A 20,919-nucleotide genomic window follows, 5' to 3' on the forward strand; every position below is an offset into this window, starting at 1 on the left:
CACCCTCGGGGTTCTGAACTAGACGCCATTTGGGCGATTCAGTCATTGTGCCTTGCGGCTTTTTCTGCATGCCGTGAATCTAGATCGTTTTTGCCCCATTAGATTCCTGCCAATGGATGATTAGCAGGTGGAACAGCTCTCCGCTCAACGTAGGACACGAGTGGGTAACCACCATCCTGTCCATTTATCGCTGGAAAGCTGTAAACATGTTCACCTGGAGCGTTCTCGATAGATAAAGATAGATGGTCTTCGAATCCGGAAGTGCCAACTTTCAGCACGACCAATACGTCACCTAACGTTCCACCATAAGCAGATATACCGAACTGATCCAGCACCTGTGGTCCCAAGCCACTCAGGCAAACCACCATACTGCTTAGCGACATAGGACCCGCGCCCAGTTAGCACACTTATCGCTGCAGAGGTTCTTCATCACAAGCTAGCATTGGAGCATCGAATTGCAATGTTAACACTGCCTTTTCGGCTAAACCCGGAAGTGCGCGCACGGTCGGCTCCGGCCACGCGAATCCGGCTTTGGCTTCGTAGAGTGCGATATCGGTGGGCTGGGGACTGAAGTGCGAGAATTGGGTTATAAGCTCGGCGATGTCGAGCACCTAGTGCGGCAGATCCCATTGGGGACTGGAGCGCATGCTGCCAGGCACGGTGCAGCGACTTGGTGGTCCCCCGGTAAGTTGGTAGACGTCGCGCTGAGCGTCAGCGGCCAGCTTCTAGCACAACTCATAATAACAGCGGAACATAACCGGAGGCTTCGAAATAGAACTGGCGAATGATCCGCAATTTCGTCATGGCTGGAGCCCTTGTCTTGGGTAAGCTCGTATTACTCCAAGCCAGCACCCGACATCCCCCGGAACATCAGATGATAGGCGGCGGCGCTTACCGTACCACCCAAGCCGAGCCGTATTCACCGCCACCACGGCGCCTCCTTCACCGGCACGGTACGCATTGAACCGGGCACCTTGCGATCGGGATCGCCGTTGTACTTGCAATCGACGCGCACGATACCGTTCAAAGTATAGTGTAGTGCGCCGGGCTAATCTGTAGCTACGACACTAGACACGCAAGACAACATTCACTAAAAAGAATACACTAAATACTAAATTGAACCACTTGGTGCATACATCGCCGAAATCGTCATGAGTTCGACTATACAGTTTCTCTATTGCAAGTCGGGCAACGAAACCGAGAAGGTCCGGTAACTGATCCCCACACGGGCCCGAAAGTACACCGCTCGGTTAAAAAGATCCGATGCGCATCCCTGAAGGGGAGCATGCTCAATTGAAGCAGCGGACCTGCCGGCTCGTTCGGCACCACAGCAATCACCGGATTTATCATGACGGCCGTGCTGATGGGCTACGCAGCAGCATACTCACCAGTAACCGAGGTTATGTTGGTCGACACGACCGAACGCATGTGAGACGCGAATGCGATGTGCCCCGCCGATTCAGCACACTATAGCGAAGATCAAGCCAACGCCTAGTAGCAGGTCGTCGATGACTAGATCGCGAAGCAAAAGGGGCGTACGCCGGAAGTACCATCCAACCCCCAGTCCGTGACCTGGGATCCGCCCAGCTTTACGCCAAACGTGGGAGGATTGGCGTCGTGAATGACGCTGATCCACAACTGGGCTACCACTTCCGCGCCGACTGGATAACCGGCCCCTGGCACATCGAATACCTGTACTGTCGAGGACCCCTTACGCCAACACCGGCTTTGCTAACTGTGACAGATGTTGCGTACCTGGCGGCCACGCTCGGTGGTGAGCCGAAAAGTGAAGTAATAAGTAATATAGTGATCCCGGAGTGCACCTCTCGTTGGTGATTTTCGAATTTCGTCAAGTCCAGGTTGATCTCGACAGTATTCAGAGCGGTCCTGGCGGCATCAGTGCCGATGTAGGTCCGGACGTGCCACCTTAATTGGGACGTGCCACCTTAATTGGTCTGTCAGTCGCCTTGGATGGCAGCAATCAACAAATCATCGGCGCCCTGCTGTGGACCCAGTTGGATGAATGATGAATTTCGTGCCGTTGTTAATGATGTGATAAGTAAGCTCCGCAGTCTGCGAATCCATGCTCGGCCGCAATGGCTAAGTGAATCAAACAGCCAGCCGCAACACTACATACCTCATACCTCGCAGATGCGTGACATCGACCGAGGACACTGTCATAGAAGATGGCGATGTTGACCCAGACCGCACCTGGCAGAGGAGTTTGCTCAGCAGCCGTGACCGATCAGTTCGCGACGACTTCATACAGACCTAGAAACCCACGATCCGCCAACAAGGCGATCGGAATGACCAATCGCAGCCCCGCCGGTGTCCTGTCCCACACCCGCCGGAAACCGTGCACCACAGCCGGCGACGGTGGTACTGGGCTACCTAGCGAGCACGAGTTGAGGTCGATCAAGTTAGACACCTACTCCTACTATGGTCAGGCCCAAGACCCCGGGGGGTCGTACAAACGCTACGGGGCTTTAGTCAAGCTATACTGGTAACGGGCCAGATACAGACAGGAATTTCGCCGCATCCGGTCAGGTGATTCTGCCCACATCGACCTTCGAGAGAGCCCATTCGATTGGGGGCTTCACAGCAAGCTACCGCATACTTGATGCCATGCTGTCTGCGACATCACCGCAAACCGTTTATACGGTGCTAAGTGGTGCGCTCGTAATGAGTCGAGGTTTCTGATGGCGCGTTCCCACAATCCTCGGCACCGGCATCGCGCCATTCATAAGCCGTCGCGAATCCGCATAGCGCTGACTCGGAGCTTCATGACGCTCACATCGTTCGTCGCAGTGCTGCTGACTGGAGCCGGCTATTGGGTAGCCCACCGTGCGCTAGAAGACATCACCGTTTCGCAAGCTCTCACCACGGACGATCCGCGATCCACCGATAACAACATAAACATCTTGCTCATAGGCTTAGACTCACGCAAAGACCAGCAGGGTAATGATCTACCTTGGTCGATCCTGAAGCAGCTGCACGCTGGCGATTCCAACGACGGGGGCTACAACACCAACACCCTGATATTGGTGCACGTCGGTGCCGACAACAAAGCAGTCGCATTTTCGATCCCCCGCGATGATTGGGTGCCCTTCAGCGACGTCCCCGGATACAATCACATCAAGATCAAAGAGGCCTACGGGCTGACCAAGCAATATGTCACCCAGAAACTCATCGACCAGGGTGTCACGGATCAGAAAGAGCTGGAGACACAGGGGCGCGAAGCCGGCCGGGCAGCAACCTTGCGCATAGTGCGAAGCCTGACCGGCGTGTCGATCGACTATTTCGCCGAGGTCAATTTAGCCGGTTTCTATGATCTGACCCACACCTTGGGTGGTGTTGAAGTGTGCCTCAATCACGCCGTCTACGACTCATATTCCGGTGCCGACTTCCCAGCCGGGCGACAACGACTGGATGCTTCAGAAGCACTCGCGTTTGTCCGGCAGCGTCATGGCCTCGACAATGGGGACCTTGACCGCACCCATCGACAGCAGGCATTCATATCCTCAGTCATGCGGGAGCTTGGGGACACCGGCACCTTCACCAACCTAGACAAGCTCAGGAGCTTGATGGCGGTGGCGCGCAAAGATGTCGTGTTATCGGCAGGTTGGAACGAAGACTTGATCCAACGATTAGGAACGCTCGCGAACGACGTAGGAGAAAACCGTACCCAATTCCGGACGCTGCCGGTAGTACGCTATGATAACATCAATGGGCAAGCCGTTAACATTATTGACCCGGTCGCTATCAAAGCTGAGGTAGCGTCGACGATCGGCACCGCCTCACCCGCAACAGCAACTCCCAGCAAGCCAAATCCGTCCACTGTCGTCGACGTGATAAATGCCGGAAGATTGACCGGACTCGCCAGCGAGGTATTCCAAACGCTGAAAAAGCACGGCTACACTGCAGGTCAGGTCCGCGACCGCAGCTCAGGCGAGCCGACTACCACCTCGATCCAATACGGCGCCGGAGCAGACACTGATGCCCAGAACGTGGCCACCCTGCTCAGCATTGACGCCCCTAATCAAGCGGATCCTAAGTTGGCATCCGGACACATCCGAGTGATCGTTGACACCAATTATTCGTTGCCCGCCGACGAGGACAGCACAATGGACGAAACCATCACTTCTCAGAAGGTCGGAACATATCCTCCGTACAGCTACAACACCAGCCCTTACCCTACGCCCGACCAAGGGAAACCTATCGACGGCGGTGGCATCCCCTGCGTCAACTAGTGGCGATCGCAAACACGGCGACGCCGAGCGTTAGGATCGCCACTAATCAGACTACTAGGCGTAGGTACCTCGTCGATGTGAATTTCAGTGCCGGTGATGAACGTGCCTCCTAGGACGTCCTAGGACACCGGCATGGCGATCGACGCCAACAACGGCAGCAGGATTGGCCATCCCGATGCTGCTGGATTGCAGCGCAGTGGACGGTATAGGCATGAGCCTGAGAAACAGCGACCAAGCAGCATCTTTCGGGAGGTAGCCCGGCCCAACGCAGACCGCACGCAAACCCTCCCTCGAGTATTCGAGTGCCAATGAATGGGTAAAAGCCTGAATACCGACCTTGCTAGCCGCGTATGCTTCCATCTACGGGCGCGCAAAAGATGCCGAAGTGGAGCTGAAATGCACAATCGCGCTGCGCGAATTCGGCGAGTAGCGTCGGCAGTACTTCGCGGACCACCAGGAAAGTACCGGTCCCGGGTTGAGGGGATGATTCGATTCCACTGCTGCGTGCTGATTTGAGGAGTGTGAGCTGCACCCAAGATTCTGGCTAGCGTTAATCAATGAATCCAAGCCGAGGAACGTTTCAACTGCCCAGCGTACGCCCTCGATGACGGAATCCTCCTTAACGACATCTATATCTGGATAGTGGTCAGCTGGTTGCCGATTGCCGCCTCATCGGCCCGAGCACGGGTACTTGATCAGCCCGTCCGCCGGCGATGTCGCGGCCCCTACCACAGTGGCCCCCTCGTCCAGCAGCCGCAACACGGTGGCTTGACCGATACCCGACGCCGCACCGGTCCCTAGGGTCCGATAACCTGCGAGACGCCTCGGATAGCACATTCTTCATCTTTCACCAAGCCTCGGAAAACCCGGCATGGTGGATGACATGAACATCTAATTTATCAGCCTGGGGAGCATGGGCAGCGGCATGGCTGCCAAGCTGTTGAAAGCCGGTCACCAGGTCACCGTCTACAACCGGTTCACCCGACAAAGGCGGAATCCCTCGTTCGGCAAGGCGCGACGGCGGCACGCAGCCGAAGCCAGCAGTGGTGCGGTTGTTTTCTCTATGTTCTCCGACTATCGGGCCGGTCGAGGACATGGCGTTTGGCCAAGACAGAATTGTGAACTTTGCTAGCCCCTGGCGCCACCCAATTATCTCATCGAGCACCATCAGCGTCGCGCTGTTGGAGCGCCCGACGGCCGCGCACGCTGAAGCCGGTCAGCAGCGTATACCGGCGGGCACCGGTGTTCTACAGAACCGAAGCCTCCTCTAAGGCAAAACTTTTCGTGATAGCCGCGGGCGACCCGGAAGCTCTAGAGCCGCTGCGCCCCGCTGTTCGACACTATCGGCCAGCAGACCTTCGTGGTATCCGACCAACCGCATACCGTCACCTTGGTGAAGTTGAGCGGAAACTTCCTGCTTACGTCGACCATTGAAGCAGTCGGCGAGGCCGTCGCGCTGGTCGCCAAGGCAGTAGTCGACAAGCTGCAGTTGACATCCTCGCCTCAACGTTGTTCACCGTGCTGGCGTATCAGACCTACGGCGGGCTGATCGCGCTACAGGAATTCGAGCCGGCCGGATTCGTAGCGAAACTCAGCCTCAAAGACGGGAGGCCGGTGTTCACCAGCGCATCAGACCTGCAGATGCCGCTCCCCGGAGCCAGTTTACTGCACGGCCGCCTGCTTAGCCTGGCGGCAACCAGCAACAGACACCTGGACTGGTCTGCCGTCACTACGCTCACCTACCGCGACACCGGCACGGCGTCCACCCCAGACTCACACCATCCCACTTAGACCGTCGGCGCCGAACACGAGTTCCAACATCGCAGAGAAGTTGAGACCGCGTCGCAATATCTGCCCGCCGCCGACATTGATGACTTACCCGGTGATTCAACTGGCCACATCGCTGAGCAAAACATTGCTAGGTTGGCGATGTCATCGACCTCACCCATCCGTGGCAACGGTGTGCAGATTCGGTAATCCCGCGTTCCGCTCCGGCGAATCAGTCACGGGCTAGAATTAGATCCGTGCGGACCAAGTCTGGGCGAAAATACCGTTGCCCCTCACCCACGACGAGCCGAGCTCATCGACAGGCCAACATCAACATGTGATCAACAGGCGACTTGGTGACCCCGTAGGCGCCAAACCAACAGGGGGTTTTACTGGCCAGCGACGGACCAATTCCGACGAATGAACCAGCACCACCGTGCATCACTAACCTGCCACGTACTTGAGCATGTATCTGGCCCCGTTGATATCCAGGGCTACGGTACGTCGCCACGCCTACAGAGTCAATCTGGCTAGATCGGCCCGATGGCCTTCCGAGCCGGCCCGCACAATGCACCCCACACCATGCAGCCAACCGTGCCAAACCGTCGCGGCATCCACCACACGGGCGTTTTCGTCTTCACCGGTTCTGTCGGCGGTCGCACAGCGAATCGAGCCGCCGTTGAGCCTCGAGTCCTTGTATGCTGTTGACAGCCGCTACCAGCCGGTTAGTGTCGCCCCGACGATCGTGACGGCGGCCCCGGCCGCGACAAGTCCGCGGCCAGGGCCGGTAAACATGTAGTAATATCCGATTCTTCTAAAGAAAGCTGCACCTGGTTCCCTTACGCCCAAACTAAAAGCAGGTTCTCGCAATAGAAACATGTGGCCCGCCCGTAGCTGCTACGGCACAGCGTGGCAAGCCCACTTACGCCAGCTTAGCGGTGCGCCAGTCCTCCACATCGGGCGGCAGGCCAACCGGAGGTACCGGCTCTCGTTGTGGGCTGACCAATAGGCGTACCCAAGGCTCGTGCATGTGGAAGTTATGCCGCAGCGCCTCGGTGAATCTCATAGCATCGAAGGCAGCGTTGACCGAGTATCTTGATCAGCAGCGTCACTATCGTGGGCCGTTCGGCGACGCGGAGGGCGAACTCGAGCGTCTTGGCCTGCCCAGCTCATTGAGCAGGAAAACCGTGGACACCATGCCCAGCCGATAGGCCTCGTCGGTATCCAAACGCATCGCCTATCAACAGCAGCTTTTTGACCTTAAGCGGACCAAATTCCCAAGGGTGAGCGTAATATTCGACGCACGTAATACTCATGCACACCGCAACCACATCGCTGAACTTCAGCGTTATCAGCAGCAACAATCAGATCGCATGCCCAGATCAGCATCAAGCCTGCAAATATCCGCGTCGCCCTGAACCTGGATGGTGGTGACTTTACGCAGGTCACGCCAGCGACAGGTGTTTTAGAATTAATGTAGTGCCCCTCCCGCAGATTTAGGTCTTCTCTGCGACCGCATCGCGGGTAGCATCGTGTGAACGGAAGGCCGGATGTTGCACCGGTCCGAGCTTGTGTTCCAATAACTCCGGGTCCGAGCCCGAGTCGTGACCAGCGGAAAGATTCCTGCTGCGCGCCGCCAAAATCACCACACGAACGGCGCCGTCAGCCTCGGTGTGGCAAAACGCCTCATCAAGTTGAAACAGCTAAGGTATAGTTCTGCGCGTTGTGAACGCCGGACCGGTTGAACCAGATCCGCGCGATGCGATCGCCATCGAGAGTCTTCTAGACCACCAAAACTCTTTTGTTTGTTGATTTGGCCGGAAATTGTCATTCGGCCTACCTCACTTATCAGGATCGCTGCATACCCGGCCCCCGGTCCTTTGCACATTAGCAGCCAACACCCAGAGCGTTCGCCGCCAGGTTGATCGGTGTCAGTAGCTGCAAATCTTCACCATGCCAACAGTTCCTCCAACATCGAACAGTCCGACCGTGCACCCCGACCTGCTCTACCCGTCGGTTCCGACGGCACACCACTACGGCTGATTAAGTGCCGCTGCCAGAAGAGCCGCGGCAGTCCTGAGTAAGGCCACGAGACGGGCATGTTCTGCGTTCTGTTGCTTCGACTGGTCAATTGGGGAGAATTTGCTCGGAAGCCACGGCTGAACCGTCGTTGTCAATATCGCTCCTGCACAGCCGCTCGTACCCTGTCTCAGGGATGGTGTTACCGAGCGTGTCTGCCACCACCCGAATCGCCATCCGTTCCATGTCATAGCGGTCGTGAACCGAAGCGATTGTCCGCCCCTCCTTGCGATGTGACGCAAAATTGACCCGTTTTGCGACCCAGGCTGATACCGCCCGCGTCATCTCTTAGTCTGCCACCTCTACGCCAGCGCTGAAGGCCACTGCTTGCTGTCAGTCCAACTGCTGGCCCAACTCCGATTCACACTGGCGAAACCCAGTTTACCACTGGGCCAGTTAAGCTTCCTGCCAAGCTAGCTCAGCCTTATGCTGCGCAACCTGCACTTCGGGCTGGGCAAGCTGCACTTCCCGACGGCGAAGCTGAGCTAACTGCTGAGGAAGCAGGGCTCCCCACTGAGCGAGTTGAGCTTCCAGATGGGAAAGTTGCGCTTCGTGCTGGTAAATATAGGAATCTTGTACTGGACGACCTGGCCTTCGTGATTAAACATGGCAGTTTCTCGCTCGGTCAGCGCAACTTCTCGGTTGCGGAGCCCCATCCTGGTTGCGCAGTTCAGCGTTCCGATTGCGGAACTCCACGTCTTCCTCGATATGTCGAGTCCGCTCCTGCTCGGCCAAGTCGATGAAGACACCGACTTCTTGCTCACTGTAACAGCGCTTGCCAATGTACGACCTCGAGAAGGCGATATTGTTGGGCATCGGCTGGAATGAGGATCATTGTTTTTTCCTCCCGGAGTTTTGAGCGCCATCAGGCGAGTCTCCATGCCGTTTAGGATATTATTTTCCCGCAGCACAGTTCTTTACTTGCCACTGACTGACAAGCATCAGCTCAAACCGACAAACGTGCGGCAGGCTACGGGAAGTGCGTCAGACAACCAGTTGTTCGCGCTTGGACCGTCGCGTTTTTCGACCTCGGCACCGGTCAAAGCACCTGCCGTCAGCTGTGCGGCAGTCGTCCACCCCAGGGCCGATAGCCACCCAGTTGCACGCCCTCAACAAAACGGCATCACGGATGCCTCGAATTAGCTAGGAGATCGATCTCAATCGCGTCCTGACCGTGTCGACATTGACAGCCTGCCCAGAATCTCGGCGATCTGTGCCGTACACTCAGCCAGGCGTGATTTGCCTGGCTTGAGTCGGTATCGGCACCAGCCGGTCCCTGATTGTCCACCTCCTCCCCTGGCCACTAATCTGACCATGATAAACGCTAAAATTCATGCGACAGGCTGCGACGCAGTACGCGTTACCCTTACAGTTAAGTAATGTCTACGAAATCTGACCCTGGCGAAATCGACGACGTCGAGCCACTGGCCGACAGCACGGCAAGCCAGGCCAGGCGCGTCGTCGCCGCGTATGCCAACGACGCGGACGAGTGCCGGATTTTCCTATCTATGCTCGGCATTGGGCCAGCGAAACACGAGACGTAAATGACTTCGCGGGGTAACCATGGCTCGAAGACCTCAAGTGACAAGCACCTCGGGGATTCCGACTTTGTAGTGGTCGCCAATCGCCTGCCAGTTGATCAGGTGCGACTTCCCGATGGCACTGCGATCTGGAAGCGCAGTCCAGGCGGGTTGGTCACAGCGCTAGAGCCGCTGCTGCGTCAGCGGCGCGGGGCCTGGGTCGGCTGGCCGGGCGTAATAAACGACAACGTGGACCTCGACTTGACCATCAAGTCGATCGTGCAGGATGGCCTTACTCTTTATCCGGTACGGCTGAACACACATGATGTCGCCGAGTACTACGAGGGGTTCTCGAACGCCACGCTGTGGCCGCTATACCACGACGTCATCGTAAAGCCCATTTACCACTGCGAATGGTGGGAACGCTACGTCGATGTCAACCGGCGCTTCGCCGAAACAACGTCACGCACAGCCGCCTACGGTGGGACCGTATGGGTGCAGGACTACCAACTGCAATTGGTACCGAAGATGCTGCGCATAATGCGGCCCGACTTGACCATCGGTTTCTTCTTGCACATCCCGTTCCCGCCGGTGGAGCTGTTCATGCAGATACCATGGCGCACCGAGATCATCGAGGGTCTGCTCGGGGCCGACCTAGTGGGATTCCATCTGACCAGCGGTGCGCAGAATTTCCTGTTCCTGTCCCGACATCTGCTCGGCGCTAACACGTCGCGCGGATTGGTTGGTGTGCGATCACGGTTCGGTGAAGTGCAATTGAAGTCCCACACAGTCCAAGTGGGCGCGTTTCCCATCTCGATCGACTCCAAAGAAATCGACCAAGCCACCCGCGACCGCAACGTCCGGCGCCGCGCCCGCGAAATCCGGGCTGAGCTAGGTAACCCCCGCAAAATCCTGCTCGGCGTTGACCGACTCGACTACACCAAGGGCATCGATGTTCGATTGAGGGCCTTCGCTGAACTGCTCGCCGAGGGTCGGGCGAAGCGCGACGACACCGTTCTAGTCCAGCTAGCGACACCGAGCCGCGAACGAGTAGAAAGCTATAAGATTTTACGCAACGACATCGAACGCCAAGTTGGCCATATCAACGGCGAATACGGCGAGGTCGGTCATCCCGTGGTGCACTACTTGCACCGCCCAATTCCCCGCGACGAGCTCATCGCGTTCTACGTGGCAAGTGATGTCATGTTGGTCACCCCGCTGCGGGACGGGATGAACCTAGTGGCCAAGGAATACGTCGCGTGCCGCAACGATCTCGGCGGTGCGCTCGTCCTCAGCGAATTCACCGGAGCAGCCGCGGAACTCCGGCAGGCCTATCTAGTCAACCCACACGACCTAGAAGGGGTTAAGGACACGATCGAAGCGGCGCTCAACCAGCTGGCCGAAGAAGCACGGCGCCGGATGCGGTCGCTGCGACGCCAAGTGCTCGCCCATGACGTCGATCGCTGGGCGCGATCATTTCTCGACGCGCTCGCCGAAGCGCCGGCGCGCGACGCGACATAACTTGCATCTCTATGTCACTTCCCACCGTGGTGTTGTCGCCGAAACGCTATGGATACTCAATTGCAGCGCGAACAGAGGCGCGCCGTGCCATACATCCGTCGCGGGGTTGGCCACTGGTGCTGTCATCCTCACGACCGTTGCACTCGGAATTGCATTGCAATCCGCCGATCCCGAAAGTGCCGTTGGCCCACCGCCGGACGGCACCTACAACTTCAACCAAGCCGGTGTCTCCGCGGTTATCTGGGAACATAACCACATTGTGTGACCAGCCATCCGAAACCCGAAACCAAGCCAATTATTCCAATCCTGTCACCTGGGCGTTCCGATGTACTCCGAATGTGGGATGAGTCAGACACTTGAGTAGATAACCCGTGTCGACCGACTGCAGAAATTCAGCGCCAGGACTCGGTTGGCTAGCGTGCTTTGGATTTTCCAGTTGAGACAACCCGACGGCACACCGTGTCCGAACGGGGCGGCACCTTACCGTCCACCGAAACGCATTCGTCCGATGACGTCACGCTCGGCTAGTTACGCATACCACTTTGATACGGTGCAGCCTGCGGCCAGAGATTAAATCAAGCAACCGTTCTCGTTGCAGTTAGGCGAAACCGCCCCAGCCCAACATTATCCATTTTGTACTGCAATAATATTGCCACGTGTTATTGAGCCGAGTTAGGCACGGCCAAACTATGTGTTGTCAATCCCGCCCGGCCAGTAACCAGTAACTTGTCCGTTTAGACTTCAAGGTGTCGTCGTGATGGTCATTTGGTGGTTATTTTTTGCTGGTTTGGTTTGGGTGGTGTTGTGGTGGGCTGGTGGGGTGTGGGTGGTTGATCTGCGCTAGAAGGTTGCCGTATGTGCCGCCGACGGCCGGATCATCGATGCACTGTTCACTAACACGATACTGCTGCACCCGGCGGCATGCCTGCTTGCTGGCTGAGGGCCGGTCAACAAGCCGCCGACACCGATACCAGCGGCAGAAATGGTGCAAGGGATAACATCAGGTGCGAATAGTTATACCGTGCACGGGGACGTGCCTGTTCAGGTGCGGCCACATTGACCACGCCGACACCTCAAGGCCATGACATGCACACTAAAACGCCCCTACCCCGCGGCGCTAACAACTATCCTCACACTCACGCCTGCATCGATATCGCCTTCAGCACAGCCCAGGTGCCCAGCCCCTGGCATCATCAACATGTAGACCAAGCAGCACCCACCACCGACATGCTTACGTGCGCCGCGCTAATCGTGTCCACTGCGGCAAAGCACACGAAGCCTCATCGAAAGCAGGCAGTCAGCCACCCACCAACAAAAACCCCGCAACACAGCAAAACACGTCAACAGGATTCCGGGCTGCCCCCCACGACTACCGAACATATCGGCCAGTCATAAAACGCAAAAACAGCCATTTCACCCACCACCTATGAAACCAACCGAACAACTCACCGCCACAGACACAAGACAGCAGAGCCCGGGAACCGCACGATTTTTGACGCCACTCAGGCCAAGTTGGCAACCACGTGGTAGGACCTAGATGCTCGACAACCGTGAACGACTGGACTCGCTGACGGATGGTTGCCAGATTGAACACCCGGTTAATTCTCGCAACACTGTCCAGCCCGATTGCTCACACCGGACACGCCAGATTGGCTTACGCCCTATACTAGAACGGCGGGTCCTTAGCAATCTCCCTGCTAATAACGCTGTTGCAGAAAATGTAGCCATCGAACCATTACAACCCCGCGACGGCAAAGGCGACTGCTACCCTCACGGGGGCGACCAGCCCTGCGGGCCGAGGGCCCGCAGGGCTGGTCTAAAGTTAGCCTATGCATGGGGAAAGCCAACCTAATACTGCCACTGCCGAAAGCCTCGTCAACATTAGGCTGTAATTGATGAAAACTCCCCCGGCCGAGCAAAAGAGCCGCGCGGGGCGGCTAGCACGAGAAAAATTCACTATAACAGTGGACCGTCAGCACTGACAGTACGATACTCTATGATGTGGCGACATCGGCGAAGTATCCATCTGCAAAGGCCGTGCCCCAGATCGCTGTGGGCTCTACCGCGACGAGGGAGGCTGCCCGTCGGGCAGTATACGTGCCGGCCAGTTCGCGGACGGCAATTACCATGGCCGCCGCCGCGTTGGACCTGACCAGCAAACACAGCAGCCCGGCCCAGACACTGCTTGTCCGTGCAGGACGATTCGGTCTAGCTACACGAACGTCAGCAGCGCACCCGGCGACATTGCGTGGTCCAGACGTTGGGCCGGAAGTCGAGGATGCGACTGGAGAACGTGCGTAGCGTTGCTGGGATGTCGATGACGCCAGGCACTGCCCACAGATACTCATCCCTGGTGGTCACTTGCTGGCCAAGCCTTGCTGCCAGCCGTCGATCACGAACAGCGAAAAGGGCTTACCCGCAGGCGGTGACCCAAGTGCCCGGCGTCAGCACTCGCCACGAAAATGGACGTCCCAATAGGCCGGATATCGGTGCGACGCCGGCGTGCATGGCAAACCGTTCTAGCCGGGTGTCTCGCCACGGATGGATACCGCAGTTCAACCGCTGCTGCGACGGACAATGTCTTTCGGCGACCTATCTTCACGATCGGTCAGCCTAATTAACCGGACTTGGCGAACCGGCGCACTAACGCCGTGCGATCGACCTTTCCGATGCCACGTCGTGGCAGTGTATCAACGATGTGTAGCTCGCGCGGTGCGGCCATGGCGTCCAGTCTGCGGGTGACATGTGCCCGCAACATGCTCAGCGTCGGCGTTGCGTAACCGTCAGTCAGTACCACTGCGGCTACTACCCGCTGACCTAGCCGGTCGTCAGTAAGCCCGAACACCGCACAGTCGCTGACCGCGGGATGGGTGCACAGCGCAGCTTCGACGGGTCCTGGCAGCACGGTTAGCCCACCCGTGCTGATCGCGTCGTCGGCCCGACCCAGCACTGTTAGCACACCCGAGCCATCGACAGTACCGAGGTCGTCTGTGTGGAACCAACCCGATTCGGCGAACGGGTCGGGAACGATCGGATTGCGATAGCCCTTGGCCAAGGTCGCACCACCGATCGCTACGTGGCCATTGACCAGTACGCGTATGCACACACCATCCAGCGGGACGCCGTCGTAAACGCAACCTCCCGCAGTCTCGCTCATCCCATAGGTGCCGACCACCATGATGCCGGCAGATGTTGCGGCATCCAGGATCGGCCGGGGAGCTGGTCCGCCACCAACGAGGACGGCATCCAATTCGGCTAGCACGGCCGTGGCCGTTGAGTCGGTGAGCGCCTTGGCCAGCTGGGTAGCGACCAGTGACGTGTATCGTCGACCGGTACCCAATCGACCCACCGCGTCCGGCAGTTTGGCGAGGTCAAACCCGGCAGAAATGTCCAACTCGATGGGTACCGAACCGGCCAGCACGCTACGCACCAGCACCTGAAGCCCGCCGATATGATACGGCGGCAAAGCCAGCAGCCAGCTGCCCGGACCACCAAGGCGGTCGTGGGTGGCCGACGCGCTGGCAGTCAAGGCGGCGGCAGTCAGCAAGGCGCCCTTGGGCACACCTGTCGTTCCCGACGTGGTGGCCACTAAAGCCACATCGTCGTCGATCTCTTCACCTACTCGCAAAGCACGCAGCGCAGCGATGGGTTCATGCTGAGCCGGTACCACGACCATTGCGGGAGCGCGGCCATCCAGGATTCGTTCCAGCGTGGGCAGCAACAATGGAGCTGCGGAACCCGACGTAACGCTAAGCGAGCGAAGGACGGCTATGTGGGTTCTCCGTTGTCCCGTGCGTTATCGAGCAGCCAGCCCTTGGCGTTCAACCGTGTCCGTACCCGTTCGATGTCCTGCGGGGACGGCAGCTCGTCGGTTAGGTGGCTGATCATTACACCGATGTCGATCTTGTCAAATTCGCCGCGCCGTATCAGCTCTCTGGCGACGAGTTTCACTTCGTCGTTGGTCAATCGGCGGGCTAGCAGCGCGAGCACCGCGAAAGTATCGGTCGCTGGGATGCCTTCCGGATATCCCGCGCGCAGCCACGAAACGATTGAAGTAAGGAATCGGTTCACTTTGCTGCAATTCTGCGCAGTCGGTACAATTAGGGCTTAATTCCCAGGAACGGGTAATGGGTGTGATGAGCGATGAAGTCTCTGCTGACGATGTAAAGCACCCCGAGGATGACCACCATAAGAACCAGCGCGTAGATCACCCAAGCGAGTGTAACGAGGATTGGCTTGCGGTGTGGAGTGGCGTTGTTGGTGCTAGCGTCTCCAGCGTCGTTGACTTGCAGCCGGATCCCGAGCGCGAACAGCCCCGGCAATGCCGCACCGGCCAGCGTGCTGAAAAGAAGGATCTTGAGGGTGGCCTCGTAGTTGAACCAAGGGCTCAAGAGGCGTTCCTTACGCCAACCGTGTGGTGACTAGAGCGGTAGCGAGGCAGGGTAGCACTCAATTTAGGGCCCACATCAGAGTGTGGCTTATGTTCGTCCGAACCGTCGAGTCCAGCGGTCAAGCTGCCTTCCCAGTTTTCATTGACGTTCTTGTGGTCGACCTTGACCTTACGCGACCGGATGTAGATGGCGACAGAGGCCGCGACCAACAGCGAGAACCCTATGACCGCGCCGGGATAACCACCGATTAGATGCACGATCCAGTAGGTGACTGCTCCCACCGAACCAGCCAACGGAAGCGTGACCAGCCACGCGGTGGCCATCCGACCAGCCACGCCCCACCGAACCTCGCCGCCGGGTTTGCCCAACCCGCTGCCCAGCACCGAACCAGTGCAGACTTGGGTCGTGGACAACGCGTAACCAAAGTGTGCGGACAACAGAATGACCGCGGCCGAGGATGATTCGGCGGCCATTCCTTGCGGTGGCTTGATCTCCACCATCCCCTTGCCCAAAGTGCGGATGATTCGCCAGCCGCCCAGGTAGGTACCCGCGGCAATGGCTATAGCGCAACACACGATCACCCACAGCGGCGGCGTGGAAGCGGTCTTGCTGACTGTTCCATAGGACATCAGAGCCAGGAAGATCACGCCCATCGTCTTCTGTGCGTCGTTGGTCCCGTGTGCAAGTGAAACTAGCGACGCCGAGCCGATCTGGCCGCGCCGAAACCTGGTGTCGGTGCTCATAGCTGGAACACTGCGAGTGATCGCGTAGACCAACCAGGTGGCCACCGCCCCAACAACGATGGCCAGCAACGCGGCAATAATGGCCGGAATAATCACCTTGGATATGACACCGCTCCAGATCACCCCGTGACCGCCGACAGCAGCGATCCTGGCGCCGACGATACCGCCAATCAGTGCGTGCGAGGAACTCGACGGGATACCGAGAAGCCAGGTCAGCAAATTCCAGACGATACCGCCGACCAGGCCGGCGAACACCAGTTCCAGCGTTACCAGATCCGCCTCGATCAGATCCTTGGCAATCGTGGCTGCGACTGCGGTAGACAAGAACGCGCCGACCAGGTTCAAAATGGCAGAGAAGAACACCGCCACCTTTGGTGCGAGCGCACCACTGGCGATCGAGGTCGCCATGGCGTTCCCGGTGTCGTGAAAACCGTTGGTGAAGTCGAAGGCCAGTGCCGTGATCACGACAATGATCAAGAGGAACAAATTGATGTTCACAGCGCCTGATTCTCGTGGTCTGGGCAATCCATTGTCGAATTAACTGTTGCATGAATCGCAGGTAAGCTGCGACCCAGCGCCAAATGTTACCGTGCAATTAATCCGGTGTTCTGGGGCGTTCACTCCTTGTGTCCCGGCGTAGCGGGTGATTGGCAGGAACCTCTACAAAGATCAAGGTAATCTCGTCCGGGTCGGTCACATGCATCTCGTGTAAGCCCCACGGTTCCCGACGCGGTTCGCGGGTGATGGAGACGCCGCGGCCTTCCAGGTCGGCTTGGGTTACGGCGATGTCGCGGACCTGCAGCCACAGCGCACCGGGAAAGGCCCCCCGGGAGTGGTCCGGTGCCCCCTGAATGACATAGCCGGCTAGTTCGAGAAGCGACTGTCCGGCGAAAAAGACTGTGCCTGTACCATATTCGCGGGCAATCGCCAACCCGATCTGATCCCGGTAGAAGCTCAGCGACCGTTGATAGTCTGTCGGTCGGAGCAGCATCCGGCTGGCCAGGATCTCCATGGCCTTTGTGTCTACCACGTATTGACGATAGTGATTTTAGTCGCGCACTTGCTTCGCAGAGGATCCACCGCTGGGCCCAGTGAGGTCGTCGCACGCGATCTGCCAGCCAGGGCAAGCAGCAGCGATAGCAATGAGCCCTCGACCTTCTCGCCCACTTTGTGCTGCAGTCGTGGTCGGTGACGTAGAAGACGAGTCTAGCGATCCGGCTTTTCGAACCTATGATGAACGTGTTCGAGCCATTGTATCCATTGTATGAAGTCAATCACCTGGCGCACTGAGTTTGGTGTGTAGGTGTGTGGGATGCCCAACTGGCGAAGGACATTGGCGCCGTGTACTGACCACCTCGCCAGACCAAGAAGCTGTGGATCCCGGCGGTGCTGAGGTGGAATTCTGTAGGCCACGGAACTCGTTCTAAGATAGCAACCGGACTCTAAGATAGCAACCGGACTCAGTGCCGCTATGGTTGGCGATCTGACCAATGGTGAACTTATCGAAGCTGAAACCGGCTTTGGTCATGCCCAGCGGGCGGGTGGCTGGCTTCAGCGAGGCAATGGCCTATAGGTACGCAACGATATCGTGCACCGTCCAAGCTGCTGTACAGTGATGGCGTGTCCCATCGGTACTACGTGATATTGACGAGGGCGTCGCGCTCGGTCACGAGCATGATGGTGCAGAGGTCCGACATGGCCAACTCCTCAGGTGAGTGAGAGGCGCCGAGCTGGATGGGGAGCTGTTGTATTTGAGTGTCCGTTGCATGAGTGCATTGACCCAGCGGGGGCCGACAGTGTCTAACGCCCCCGGCCACAATCGCGACCCGCGGTGCGATACGTAACGGCCGGCTGCGGACTGGCCGTCACAATCCACTCGGCCACCTCATGCGGCGTTAACACGGGCATCCCACGGTAGGCAGGCCTTCGTCGGTGCGATTAACTGCGATTAACGGAGTGGCCACGAGAGAGTAATCAAGTAACACAGCGGCGTCGAATGCACACCTTGACGGCCCGACTCGGTCTCAGCGATCCGGCTAACCGCTAACAGCGCGCTTCGATGCAATATACACCGAGTGTAGCGGCGCGTCCTCCGACAACACGCCCAATGTGGTTACGTTGATGATGTGCCCATCACCGCGCTCAAACATCCCGGTTGCAAACCCGCGCATCAACCGCAGGGGGGCGTACTAGTTGAGCGCCATGGTCCGCTCGACATCGCTCCAGCATTTTAACGATTTAGCCAGTGGACGGCGAATGGACCGGCCGGCGTTATTAATCAGGATATCGACCCCGCCGAGGCGTCTTTGGACATCAGCGATCAGCGTGTTCACTGCGTCCACGTCCGAAATGTAACACGAGATCGGCAGTGCCATGCCCCCCACTGTCGTGATCCGGTCCACAACCCCATCGAGCAGATCCTGGCAGCGGGCAACCGTGACCACGGTGGCGCCATTTCGTGCGAACTGTTCGGCGGCGACCTCGTCGATGCCCGACGAGGTTCCAGTCAACAGGATCCGCTTACCGCTGAGTTCAGCGAGTTTGATCGCAAGCCGGTTTATACAGTAGTTGGGGCGAAACCGGCGGTCGCATGCCGGCCAACGTGATCTGATTGGTGAACCAACGCAGCGGATTTTTGCTCATAAGTGGGGAATTTAAGCGGCGCTCAAAAATAGCGCGGGAACGAACTCCAGTCCGGGGCACGCTTCTGCAGGAACGCATCGCGGCCCTCGACGGCCTCATCGGTCATGTATGCCAGCCGGGTAGCCTCACCCGCGAAAAGCTGCTGACCCACCAGACCATCGTCGAGCAGATTAAACGCGAATTTCAGCATCCGTTGTGCCTGAGGTGATTTGGCGTTGATCTCTGCCGCCCATTCCAGACCCATCGTCTCCAGGTTTGCGTGCTCGGCGACAGCGTTTACCGCGCCCATATGATGCATCTGCTCGGCAGTGTAGGCGCGGCCGAGTAGGAAGATTTCGCGTGCGAACTTCTGGCCTATCTGACGGGCCAAATAAGCACTGCCGTAGCCACCGTCGAAGCTACCTACGTCGGCATCGGTCTGCTTGAAACGGGCATGTTCGCGGCTGGCCAAAGTGAGATCGCAGATCACGTGTAGACTGTGTCCACCGCCAGCAGCCCACCCGTTGACCAAGCAAATCACCACCTTAGGCATGAACCGGATCAATCGCTGTACTTCGAGAATGTGTAGCCTGCCTGCGCGTGCGACATCAACCGTGTCCGCGGTGTCACCGCTTGCGTACTGGTAGCCGGAGCGCCCGCGAATGCGCTGGTCGCCACCAGAGCAAAATGCCCAGACACCGTCGCGCGGGCTAGGCCCGTTGCCGGTTAGCAATACCACTCCCACGTCGGGCGACATCCGAGCATGGTCAAGGACGCGGTAGAGCTCGTCTACAGTGTGCGGCCGGAACGCGTTGCGTACTTCGGGACGGTTGAACGCCACCCGCACCGTGGCGCCGTTGACGTAGCGGTGATAGGTAATGTCGGTCAAATCGCCGAAACCGTCGATAAGTCGCCACAATTTGGCATCAAAAGGATTATTACTCAAGGTTCTTGGACTCCGTCCTGGTTGGTGGTTAGATCCCCGCAGCTGATTGTCTGTGCTGATGTCACCACGGCGTCGTGCGCAGAAGTGGTCGTTACAGTATCGGATCGGCTGATAGACGCCAGGGTGCCGGCCAGGTCGATCGTGGTTCGGCGCACCGTCCACTGGCTAGTCTTTTCCAAGGCCTGCAGGCCTACCAGCTGGCGGTCCCCACCGAGATCGCGGTAGTTCACCCCGATACTGCGGTACCGCACATTCTGTAGAAAGAACAGGAATGGCGCGGCCAACGTGTCGACAACTGTTTGCAGCCGGTAGTCAACAAACGTATACAGTCGTGCGCCACGCCCGTGGCTGTCTATGATCTGGTGACCGCCGTCATTCTGGGTGGAGATTACCCAGGTGCGCATCGGTATTGGTCTCGCTGAAGACATCTGCACGTCGATATTCGCTCCGCGCGGGTGGTGACACCAACGATTCGGTTGGCATCGCCAGCACCACAAAAGGCTTAATTCATAGCGTGTCCGTGCGGTCGTCGCGGTCGATATCGTCGATCTGGCAGATGGCCACGCCAGCTGGGGTAAGTGTGCCGCCCGGTCCGAGACCTTACGCAAAGAAAAACCGCGCCGAGTCGAAACGGACCACCGGACAAATTCCAGTCAACATTTCGACCTTCTCTGTGAGTCCCCCATTGACCAGCTTGAACTGCTTCATGCAACCCACACCGGTAGGTACCTCGCTGGGCCAAACCCGCAACAGCGGTTTGGCGTCCTCGGCGTCTGCTCCACCATCCGGCAGCGTCCATGTATGCTGGTCTAAGCTAGGCATACCTTCGCTTGCAGCCCAGAGGTTTTACACTGAATTTGCGCCAGGTAAGCAGCCGACGACGTAACCGCTTGTCGTCCACTGTCATCGGCGTGACCGGTGTCGACCGGGGAAAACCGGATTTGTGGCCCGGCATTGTCAACACGAACCGGGCTTTCACCGCCGAAGCGTAAACCAAGCCGCGATATTCCGATGAAAACTTTGTTGGTCGGCTTCAGCCACTACAGCAGCTTGATCCTCTCACCTTTTGTCATGCCTGCC

General features: G+C 58.1%; 18 protein-coding genes and 5 pseudogenes. 7 read left to right on the forward strand and 16 right to left on the reverse strand.

Annotation, left to right across the window (positions count from 1 at the left end):
* Window positions 1-407 precede the first annotated feature (407 nt).
* Together ML_RS16705 and ML_RS11485 are read right to left on the reverse strand one after the other, a co-directional pair.
* On the reverse strand, window positions 408-611 hold the full coding sequence (locus ML_RS16705; protein ID WP_049769868.1) for a hypothetical protein: 204 nt from the start codon (window positions 609-611) through the stop codon (window positions 408-410).
* A gap of 1,634 nt (window positions 612-2,245) precedes the next feature.
* A complete protein-coding gene (locus ML_RS11485; protein ID WP_145985215.1) occupies window positions 2,246-2,428 on the reverse strand; it encodes a hypothetical protein in 183 nt (60 codons plus the stop codon).
* 271 nt (window positions 2,429-2,699) lie between these two features.
* Between ML_RS11485 and ML_RS11490 the strand changes: the two genes are divergently transcribed.
* Window positions 2,700-4,250 carry an LCP family protein gene (locus ML_RS11490; protein ID WP_010908783.1) on the forward strand — a complete coding sequence of 517 codons (1,551 nt, stop codon included), beginning with the start codon at window positions 2,700-2,702 and terminating at the stop codon, window positions 4,248-4,250.
* 119 nt (window positions 4,251-4,369) lie between these two features.
* Here ML_RS11490 and ML_RS18175 read toward each other — a convergent pair.
* Window positions 4,370-5,087 (reverse strand): annotated as a pseudogene (locus ML_RS18175) (SDR family NAD(P)-dependent oxidoreductase).
* An 88-nt stretch (window positions 5,088-5,175) separates the two neighbouring features.
* Between ML_RS18175 and ML_RS18180 the strand changes: the two are divergent.
* Window positions 5,176-5,382 carry a hypothetical protein gene (locus tag ML_RS18180; protein ID WP_330944724.1) on the forward strand — a complete coding sequence of 69 codons (207 nt, stop codon included), beginning with the start codon at window positions 5,176-5,178 and terminating at the stop codon, window positions 5,380-5,382.
* Window positions 5,383-5,768: 386 nt separating this feature from the next.
* Entirely contained in the window at window positions 5,769-6,041 is a 273-nt protein-coding gene (locus tag ML_RS18185) for an NAD(P)-binding domain-containing protein (RefSeq protein WP_306455880.1), read from the forward strand.
* 898 nt (window positions 6,042-6,939) lie between these two features.
* Here ML_RS18185 and ML_RS11505 read toward each other — a convergent pair.
* Window positions 6,940-7,778 (reverse strand): annotated as a pseudogene (locus ML_RS11505) (enoyl-CoA hydratase).
* Between the two features lie 366 nt (window positions 7,779-8,144).
* Entirely contained in the window at window positions 8,145-8,381 is a 237-nt protein-coding gene (locus tag ML_RS11510; protein WP_010908785.1) for a hypothetical protein, read from the reverse strand.
* Between the two features lie 321 nt (window positions 8,382-8,702).
* On the opposite strand from ML_RS11510, the gene ML_RS14440 reads away from it, so the two are divergent.
* The 4 genes and pseudogenes from ML_RS14440 (at window position 8,703) to ML_RS19555 (ending at window position 11,803) form a co-directional block, all read left to right on the forward strand.
* Window positions 8,703-8,924: a hypothetical protein gene (locus tag ML_RS14440; RefSeq protein ID WP_172591923.1), complete on the forward strand. Its 222-nt coding sequence runs from the start codon at window positions 8,703-8,705 to the stop codon at window positions 8,922-8,924.
* A 551-nt stretch (window positions 8,925-9,475) separates the two neighbouring features.
* A complete protein-coding gene (locus ML_RS11520; RefSeq protein WP_111481079.1) occupies window positions 9,476-9,640 on the forward strand; it encodes a hypothetical protein in 165 nt (54 codons plus the stop codon).
* Entirely contained in the window at window positions 9,641-11,137 is a 1,497-nt protein-coding gene (locus ML_RS11525) for an alpha,alpha-trehalose-phosphate synthase (UDP-forming) (protein ID WP_010908787.1), read from the forward strand.
* Window positions 11,138-11,189: 52 nt separating this feature from the next.
* A pseudogene (locus ML_RS19555) lies at window positions 11,190-11,803 on the forward strand (hypothetical protein).
* Between the two features lie 1,328 nt (window positions 11,804-13,131).
* On the opposite strand, the gene ML_RS11535 reads toward ML_RS19555, so the two are convergent.
* The 11 genes and pseudogenes from ML_RS11535 to ML_RS16710 all read right to left on the reverse strand — a co-directional run bounded on the left by ML_RS11535 (window position 13,132) and on the right by ML_RS16710 (window position 20,876).
* A complete protein-coding gene (locus ML_RS11535; protein WP_156511822.1) occupies window positions 13,132-13,296 on the reverse strand; it encodes a hypothetical protein in 165 nt (54 codons plus the stop codon).
* A 64-nt stretch (window positions 13,297-13,360) separates the two neighbouring features.
* Window positions 13,361-13,498, reverse strand: coding sequence for a hypothetical protein (locus tag ML_RS11540; protein WP_156511821.1), 138 nt, complete (start codon window positions 13,496-13,498; stop codon window positions 13,361-13,363).
* Window positions 13,499-13,754: 256 nt separating this feature from the next.
* Window positions 13,755-14,837, reverse strand: a complete 1,083-nt coding sequence (gene menE, locus ML_RS11545; protein WP_231846811.1) for an o-succinylbenzoate--CoA ligase — start codon at window positions 14,835-14,837, stop codon at window positions 13,755-13,757.
* Between the two features lie 68 nt (window positions 14,838-14,905).
* Window positions 14,906-15,208 carry a DUF3349 domain-containing protein gene (locus ML_RS11550; RefSeq protein WP_010908789.1) on the reverse strand — a complete coding sequence of 101 codons (303 nt, stop codon included), beginning with the start codon at window positions 15,206-15,208 and terminating at the stop codon, window positions 14,906-14,908.
* Between the two features lie 29 nt (window positions 15,209-15,237).
* Window positions 15,238-15,528 (reverse strand): hypothetical protein, encoded by a 291-nt coding sequence (locus ML_RS11555; protein WP_010908790.1) that lies wholly within the window; start codon window positions 15,526-15,528, stop codon window positions 15,238-15,240.
* Window positions 15,525-16,769 carry an inorganic phosphate transporter gene (locus ML_RS11560; RefSeq protein WP_010908791.1) on the reverse strand — a complete coding sequence of 415 codons (1,245 nt, stop codon included), beginning with the start codon at window positions 16,767-16,769 and terminating at the stop codon, window positions 15,525-15,527. Before ML_RS11560 ends, ML_RS11555 begins: the two co-directional genes overlap by 4 nt.
* Window positions 16,770-16,866: 97 nt before the next feature.
* Window positions 16,867-17,283, reverse strand: coding sequence for a VOC family protein (locus ML_RS11565; RefSeq protein WP_010908792.1), 417 nt, complete (start codon window positions 17,281-17,283; stop codon window positions 16,867-16,869).
* A 747-nt stretch (window positions 17,284-18,030) separates the two neighbouring features.
* A pseudogene (locus ML_RS11570) lies at window positions 18,031-18,914 on the reverse strand (SDR family oxidoreductase); the annotation flags it as partial.
* Between the two features lie 22 nt (window positions 18,915-18,936).
* Entirely contained in the window at window positions 18,937-19,839 is a 903-nt protein-coding gene (locus ML_RS11575; protein ID WP_010908793.1) for a 1,4-dihydroxy-2-naphthoyl-CoA synthase, read from the reverse strand.
* Window positions 19,836-20,243, reverse strand: a complete 408-nt coding sequence (locus ML_RS11580) for a hypothetical protein (protein ID WP_231846624.1) — start codon at window positions 20,241-20,243, stop codon at window positions 19,836-19,838. The genes ML_RS11575 and ML_RS11580 overlap by 4 nt, the downstream gene beginning before the upstream one ends.
* 196 nt (window positions 20,244-20,439) lie before the next feature.
* Window positions 20,440-20,876 (reverse strand): annotated as a pseudogene (locus tag ML_RS16710) (PNPOx family protein).
* Window positions 20,877-20,919 lie beyond the last annotated feature (43 nt).

Source organism: Mycobacterium leprae TN, assembly GCF_000195855.1.
Taxonomy (GTDB): domain Bacteria; phylum Actinomycetota; class Actinomycetes; order Mycobacteriales; family Mycobacteriaceae; genus Mycobacterium; species Mycobacterium leprae.

Excerpts from the sequence above, each read along its gene's own strand:
- ML_RS11490 (WP_010908783.1), top strand. The coding sequence starts at position 2,700 with ATGGCGCGTTCCCACAATCCTCGGCACCGGCATCGCGCCATTCATAAG.
- ML_RS18180 (WP_330944724.1), top strand. The coding sequence starts at position 5,176 with ATGGCTGCCAAGCTGTTGAAAGCCGGTCACCAGGTCACCGTCTACAAC.
- ML_RS11510 (WP_010908785.1), bottom strand. The coding sequence starts at position 8,381 with ATGACGCGGGCGGTATCAGCCTGGGTCGCAAAACGGGTCAATTTTGCG.
- ML_RS14440 (WP_172591923.1), top strand. The coding sequence starts at position 8,703 with ATGGCAGTTTCTCGCTCGGTCAGCGCAACTTCTCGGTTGCGGAGCCCC.
- ML_RS11520 (WP_111481079.1), top strand. The coding sequence starts at position 9,476 with ATGTCTACGAAATCTGACCCTGGCGAAATCGACGACGTCGAGCCACTG.
- ML_RS11525 (WP_010908787.1), top strand. The coding sequence starts at position 9,641 with ATGACTTCGCGGGGTAACCATGGCTCGAAGACCTCAAGTGACAAGCAC.
- ML_RS11565 (WP_010908792.1), bottom strand. The coding sequence starts at position 17,283 with ATGGAGATCCTGGCCAGCCGGATGCTGCTCCGACCGACAGACTATCAA.
- ML_RS11580 (WP_231846624.1), bottom strand. The coding sequence starts at position 20,243 with ATGCGCACCTGGGTAATCTCCACCCAGAATGACGGCGGTCACCAGATC.